General features: G+C 36.7%; 5 protein-coding genes and 1 pseudogene. 1 reads left to right on the top strand and 5 read right to left on the bottom strand.

Features of this window, described 5'->3' with window-relative positions; genetic code table 11:
* Positions 1 to 183: 183 nt before the first annotated feature.
* Positions 184 to 1647 carry a nicotinate phosphoribosyltransferase gene (locus COO03_RS19820; protein WP_097898809.1) on the top strand — a complete coding sequence of 488 codons (1464 nt, stop codon included), beginning with the start codon at positions 184 to 186 and terminating at the stop codon, positions 1645 to 1647.
* Positions 1648 to 1676: 29 nt separating this feature from the next.
* Here COO03_RS19820 and COO03_RS19815 read toward each other — a convergent pair whose 3' ends face one another.
* The 5 genes and pseudogenes from COO03_RS19815 to COO03_RS19795 all read right to left on the bottom strand — a co-directional run.
* On the bottom strand, positions 1677 to 4037 hold the full coding sequence (locus COO03_RS19815; protein ID WP_097898808.1) for a heavy metal translocating P-type ATPase: 2361 nt from the start codon (positions 4035 to 4037) through the stop codon (positions 1677 to 1679).
* Between the two features lie 27 nt (positions 4038 to 4064).
* Entirely contained in the window at positions 4065 to 4442 is a 378-nt protein-coding gene (locus COO03_RS19810; protein WP_097898807.1) for an ArsR/SmtB family transcription factor, read from the bottom strand.
* Between the two features lie 233 nt (positions 4443 to 4675).
* Positions 4676 to 5236: a class I SAM-dependent methyltransferase gene (locus COO03_RS19805; RefSeq protein WP_097898806.1), complete on the bottom strand. Its 561-nt coding sequence runs from the start codon at positions 5234 to 5236 to the stop codon at positions 4676 to 4678.
* Positions 5237 to 5362: 126 nt separating this feature from the next.
* Positions 5363 to 6778 carry an amino acid permease gene (locus COO03_RS19800; protein ID WP_097898805.1) on the bottom strand — a complete coding sequence of 472 codons (1416 nt, stop codon included), beginning with the start codon at positions 6776 to 6778 and terminating at the stop codon, positions 5363 to 5365.
* A gap of 103 nt (positions 6779 to 6881) precedes the next feature.
* A pseudogene (locus COO03_RS19795) lies at positions 6882 to 7042 on the bottom strand (alanine dehydrogenase); the annotation flags it as partial.

Below are 7042 nucleotides of genomic sequence, written 5' to 3'. Positions count from 1 at the left end.
TCTGCTGTTACTTCGCATGTGGCAGAAAAAGGCCCTGACCGCTTCTATGCATGAATAGATGCTCTCTCCCACCTAAAAAGAGGGGTTTTATATCGATTTTTTAATTGATATATATATGAACTTCTTTGGCGTAAAAGGGGGAAAATTGGTATACTATAACCAAATTACGGAGGTGTTTTCGCAATGAATCATTATAAAGACGATAGTTATGCCTTACATACAGATTTATATCAAATCAACATGGCTTATACATATTGGAAAGATGGTATTCACGATCGCCGTTCTGTTTTTGATTTATATTTTCGGAAGCTTCCATTTGAAAATGGCTATGCCATTTTTGCTGGTCTTGAAAAAATTATAGAGTACATAGAAAATTTTCGTTTTACTGAAAGTGATATCGCTTATTTAACAGAATTACAATTTGAAGAGGACTTCCTTCACTATTTACAAAACATGAAATTCACAGGAACCATTCGCAGTATGCAAGAAGGAGAAGTTGTTTTTAATAATGAACCATTATTACGTGTCGATGCCCCACTTGGTGAAGCACAAATTATCGAAACAGCTCTATTAAATATTGTGAATTACCAAACATTAATCGCTACAAAAGCGGCACGTATGAAGCATGCAGCAAACAACGATGAGCTCTTAGAATTCGGCACACGCCGTGCTCATGAATTTGACGCTGCCCTTTGGGGAACACGCGCAGCCTTTATTGGTGGATTTTCTTCTACAAGTAACGTCCGAGCTGGAAAACGATTTGGTATTCCAGTAGCTGGTACCCATGCCCATTCCTTTGTTCAAGCGTATCGCGATGAATATGTTGCATTTAAAAAATACGCTGAAACACATAGAAAATGTGTCTTTCTAGTTGATACATACGACACATTAAAATCTGGTGTACCAAATGCCATTCGAGTCGCAAAAGAATTCGGAGATCGCATTGATTTTTATGGTATTCGTCTTGATAGCGGGGATATGGCCTATTTATCAAAAGAAGCAAGAAAGTTACTTGATGCGGCTGGATTTACAAACACAAAAATTATCGCTTCTAGCGATTTAGATGAATATACAATTATGCACTTAAAATCTCAAGGAGCTAAAATCGATGTATGGGGTGTTGGCACAAAACTCATCACTTCCTTTGAGCAACCTGCATTAGGGGCTGTTTATAAATTAGTGGCAATTGAAGATACAAATGGCACATTAAATGATACGATTAAAATCTCTTCTAATCCTGAAAAAATCACAACACCAGGACTAAAGCGAATTTATCGAATCATTAATCGCGTTAATAGTCATGCAGAAGGCGATTATATTGCTTTAGAATCTGAAGAACCTGAGCAGGAAGACCGTTTAAAAATGTTCCATCCTGTTCATACGTATATTAGTAAATTCGTGACAAATTTTGAAGCACGCGAACTTCATCATGATATTTTCACAAACGGTAAAAGAACATATGAATTGCCTAGCATATTAGACATTCAAAAATACACAGAAAGCACCCTATCACTATTTTGGGAAGAATATATGAGAACGTTAAACCCTGAAGAATATCCTGTAGATTTAAGTCAAAAATGCTGGGATCATAAAATGAGTTATATCCAAACTGTTCGGGATCAAGTAACAAAAAATATCCAAAAATAAAAAGAGAAGCATTCGCTTCTCTTTTTATTTTATAAGTTTTTCACTCTCAATACACGCATCGCATTTAGCACTGCAATTAATGTAACGCCAACATCTGAGAAAACAGCTTCCCACATTGTTGCAATCCCAAATGCACCGAGTAATAGAACAATGCCTTTTATACCAAGTGCAAAGATAATATTTTGCCATACAATATTACGTGTACGTTTCGCAATTTTAACAGCCGTTGCAATTTTTGAAGGTTCATCTGTCATGATAACAATATCTGCCGCTTCAATGGCTGCATCAGATCCTAAGCCACCCATTGCGATCCCAACATCTGCTCTTGCTAATACTGGTGTATCATTAATACCATCACCAACGAATGCAACTTTTTCTTTCGCCTGTTTCATCGCATCAATTTTTTCAATTTCTTCTACTTTTTGCTGCGGCAATAATTCAGCATGAACTTCATCTAAACCAAGTTCCTTACCAACAGCTTCCCCAACTAATTTCGCATCACCTGTTAACATTACTGTTTTCTTGATGCCAAGTTCTTTTAACTTTTGAATCGCTTGTTTTGAATCTTCTTTTACCTCATCTGAAATAACAATATAACCAGCATATTCACCATCTACAGCAACGTGAACAAGTGTACCTACTGTTTGAGGTTGCTCGAATGGAATGCTTTCTTTCTTCATTAACTTTGCATTCCCTGCAAAGATTTCTTTCCCTTGTACTTTCACAACTGTACCATGGCCAGAAATTTCGCTATAATCTTCAATCATATTTTCATCAATCGATTTTCCATAGCTACTCCGAATAGATTGTGCAATTGGATGGTTTGAATATACTTCTGCAAAAGCTGCATATTCAAGGAGCTCTTCTTTTGTCGTTGTTCCGCTTGGCTCCATCTTCGTTACCTTGAATACACCTTTTGTTAATGTTCCTGTTTTATCAAAGACGATATGTTTCACATCATTCAATGCTTCTAAATAGTTACTTCCTTTGATTAAAATACCGCTTTTAGATGCTCCGCCAATGCCACCAAAGAATCCAAGTGGAATAGATACTACCAATGCACATGGACAAGAAATAACTAAAAATACTAATGCACGATAAATCCAATCTGAGAATGTAGCACCTTCTAAAATAAGTGGTGGAATAAACGCTAATGCCGCTGCCGTAATAACTACGACCGGAGTATAGTAACGCGCAAATTTCGTAATAAAGTTTTCTGTTGGCGCTTTTCGGCTACTTGCATTTTGCACTAAATCTAAAATCTTAGATACAGTTGATTCATCAAATTCTTTTGTTACTTCAATTGTTAATACACCATTTTGATTCACAAAACCACTTAATACATCATTACCAATTTCTACTTCACGCGGTACAGACTCACCTGTTAATGCTGAAGTATCTACCATCGATGTTCCCTCAACTACTTTCCCATCTAACGGTACTTTCTCACCTGGTTTAACAATAATATAATCTCCAATTTGCACATCTTCTGGCGATACTTGTTTTGTTTCATTTCCAATTTTCACATTCGCATAATCAGGACGAATATCCATTAAAGAAGTAATTGATTTTCTCGAACGGTTTACAGCGATATTTTGAAATAGTTCACCCACTTGGTAAAATAACATAACCGCAACTGCCTCTGGATATTCTTTAATGGCGAATGCCCCTAGCGTTGCAACCGCCATTAAAAAGTTTTCATCAAACACTTGACCGCGTGTTATATTTCTTACAGCACGCCAAACGATATCGCCACCAATAAGTAAATATGCAATAACAAAGAGCGAGATAGTCATCATCTGAGGTAGTTCAGCTAATGCAGCAGTGCCTGTTAAAACACCGCCAATCGCTAAGCGCCATAGCATTTTCTTCACAGTTCCTTCGCCATGATCGTGACTATGCTCATGACTCCCTTTCTCTTCACGTACAACTTTTACATGCGGCTCTAACTTATGAACAATATTTTTTATATCTTGTACCGTCGTTTCAAGCTCTTTTTTATTCGTAACTTCTATTTTTAATTTTTTCGATACAAAATCAACAGAGGCTGCTGAAACCGCAGGCATTTCTTTCACCTTTGTTTCAATCTTCATCGCACAATTTGCACAATCTAATCCCTCTAATACAAATACTTCTTTGGCAACTTTTGTTTTTTGTTCATCCTGTATTTTAATATGCGGTTCTAATTTCGTAACAAGCTGTTTTGCTTCCGCAACAACATTATTTTCTTTATTTTGTTCTGTTTCTAAAACCATTGTCTTTGTTGCAAAGTTCACAGAACAAGAAGAAACACCATCTAATCCTCCGACTCCTTTTTCAATTTTCATCGCGCAGTTCGCACAATCTAACCCTTCTAACACAAGTTTTCGTTTCACTAATGCCTCTTCCATCTTTCTCCCCCCTTGTGCTTTCCTTTTCTATTCTTCTTCATTTACATGTTCGAATGCTTGCTCAAAGATATAAATTACGTGATGATCAGCTAATGAATAATAGACAACCTTTCCCTCTTTACGGTTTTTCACAAGTTTTGCTTGCTTTAATACACGCAATTGATGAGAAATAGATGATTGTGTCATGCCAAGTAAATAAGCTAAGTCGCATACGCACATTTCCGCTTCAAATAATGCATGTAAAATACGTGTACGCGTCCGGTCCCCTAATACTTTAAATAATTCTGCCACTTTTCCTAAACTTTCGTCAGCTGGAATTGTTCTTTTTACTTGATCAACAACTTCCCCATGGATAATTGTTTGAGAACATGCTTCTTGACATGTTTCTACTTTATTTTCAGCCATTATAGCTCACCTCTTTATTTGAACATATGAACAACTATTCATATATCTTATACTTTTATTATATGAGTGATCGTTCATATATGTCAATAAAATCCGCACTAAATTTTTTGAACATTTTGTTCATATTTAAACTAAAACATATATAGCATATTCTCCGCATACTTTATATTCTTCATGCAAAAAGAGGATGCAGCTAAAGCTTTAATCCTTTAGCACATCCTCTTTATCCAACTCTATTCATCTTTCACTGCATCAACAATTAAAGAAGCAAATCCTAACTTTCCGTCCTGATTTCTATGATCAAAACGTTTAGAACGATAAATAAATCCTTCTTTCTTATCCCAATCATTATAATGAAACTCTCCACTTTCATCGCAATATTCCAAAAGCCTCACCTGAAATCCCGCACTCTCAAACATGGATGTCATCGTTTTATAATTGTGAACAATTTTATGACTCGCCGCTGGATGATCTAACGGTCCGGGTCCCCCAACTTGTACACCCTCTTGGTATTCTTCATCTGGGAAAAAGCTATCCGGAACCGCACACCGAATATAACCACCATGCTTTAAAAATTCATAACATACTTTCGCTGCTTCTATACCTTCTTCATACGATAAATGTTCCCATACATGCTCTGCTAAAATTGCCGTTAAAGAGTTAGGATTAAACCTTTTGATCCAATCTTCTCTTTTTAATAAATTCAATTCTTCTTCATTCGTATGTAACCAACCTGGATTATTATTAAATTCTCCTGCACCAACAACGATTTTGAATTCATCTTTTACAACCATTGTTTCACCCCTTTATATATTTCAACATACAAATTTCTACAAAATGCTACTTTTTCCTCCTCTGTACAAAAGAAAAAGCCTTGCGCGCTCCCTAGGCGCACAAGGCTTACAATTCATTATATCCCCTTAATTAGCTTTTTCTAAGCTATCTTGCGAACTTGCATCTTCTTTTAAATGACTATGTTTTTTCGAGTAAACAAAGTACACAACTACTCCGATTGCTAACCAAGCACCAAAGTATATCCATGTTGTTAATGGTAAATTTAGCATTAAGAATAAGCAACATGCGACTGAAATAATCGGTAAGATTGGCACAAGCGGTACCATAAATCCGCGCTTTAAATTCGGATGCGTTTTACGCAGAATGATAACCGAGACACCAACCATCGCAAATGTTAACAATGCTCCAATATTCGCTAAATTCGACAATTCTTTTAAATCGATAAATCCGGCAATTAAAGCACTGCCAATTCCTGTTAACCAAGTTGAAAATATTGGTGCTTCTGTCTTCTCATTAATTTTCGCAAAAGATTTTGGCAATAAACCGTCACGGCTCATTGCAAAGAATACACGTGTTGTTGCATAAATGTAAGCAAAAATTACAGCCATAATACCAATTACAGCTCCAATTGCGATTACACCAGCTACTTTATCCTGTCCTACCACTTCTAGTACATAAGCCATCGCTTCTGGTACATCTAATTCTTTATAAGAAACCATACCAGTCATAACGAGACAAACTGCAACGTAAATGATTGTACAAATAACTAACGAAGCAATAATACCAATTGGAAGGTCACGTTGTGGATTTTTTACTTCTTCTGCTGAAGTTGCTAATGCATCAAAACCTAAGAAAGCAAAGAATACTGCTGCCGCTCCGGCAAAGACTCCATTTATGCCGTACGGTGTAAATGGTACCCAGTTCTCCGGTTTTACGTAGAATACACCAACTGCAATAAATAAGACAACAATACCAATTTTAATTAATACCATTGCGTTATTTACACGTTTACTTTCTTTCATACCACGCGATAATAACCAAGTTAATATTAATGTAATAACCACTGCTGGCAAGTTCACAATGCCACCTTGTGATGGAATCGTTAACAGCGCTTTTGGAATTTCTAATCCAAATCCACTTATCAGGTTATGGAAGTAACCTGTCCATCCACCAGCTACCGCTGCCGTTGTTAAAACATATACTGATAGTAACGTCCATCCCATTAAATGGGCTACAAACTCACCGATTGTTGCATAAGAATATGTGTACACACTACCTGAGACGGGCAGTGTAGATGCTACCTCTGCGTAACATAATGCTGCAAATCCACAAACAATTGCCGCAATCATAAATGAAAAAATAACTGCTGGACCAGCATCTCTTGCTGCTACTAATCCAGTTAATACCAGAACCCCTGTACCGATTATCGCACCAATCCCTAGCATTGTTAGGTCAAATGCCCCTAGTGTTTTCGTCAAAGTCTTACTTTGACTTTGACCTAACAGTTGCGTAACGGATTTCTTTCTAAATAGGTTGGCCACGATGTATGCCCCCTTTTACTAAGAAGAGCTAAGAGGTCTTCTCTCTTAGCTCTATCATGTTGTATAAAATATTGTTCGATTTTTATTGTGTATTATGCCTCAATTAGCAAGATACAGTTTCTTCTAATAATTCTTTTGCACCTTTGTACTCTACACCATGAGCTTCTGCAACTGCTTCGAATGTTACATAGCCGTCTAATGTATTAAGACCTTTTAATAATGCAGAGTTGCTTAGGCAAGCTTCTTTGTAGCCTTTGTTTGCAA

This window comes from Bacillus sp. AFS098217 (assembly GCF_002551815.1).
Lineage (GTDB): Bacteria > Bacillota > Bacilli > Bacillales > Bacillaceae_G > Bacillus_A.
Note: the sequence above shows the minus strand (reverse complement) of the source record. Positions and strands in the feature narration are given on the sequence as shown.

Excerpts from the sequence above, each read along its gene's own strand:
- COO03_RS19815 (WP_097898808.1), bottom strand. The coding sequence starts at position 4,037 with ATGGAAGAGGCATTAGTGAAACGAAAACTTGTGTTAGAAGGGTTAGAT.
- COO03_RS19820 (WP_097898809.1), top strand. The coding sequence starts at position 184 with ATGAATCATTATAAAGACGATAGTTATGCCTTACATACAGATTTATAT.
- COO03_RS19810 (WP_097898807.1), bottom strand. The coding sequence starts at position 4,442 with ATGGCTGAAAATAAAGTAGAAACATGTCAAGAAGCATGTTCTCAAACA.
- COO03_RS19805 (WP_097898806.1), bottom strand. The coding sequence starts at position 5,236 with ATGGTTGTAAAAGATGAATTCAAAATCGTTGTTGGTGCAGGAGAATTT.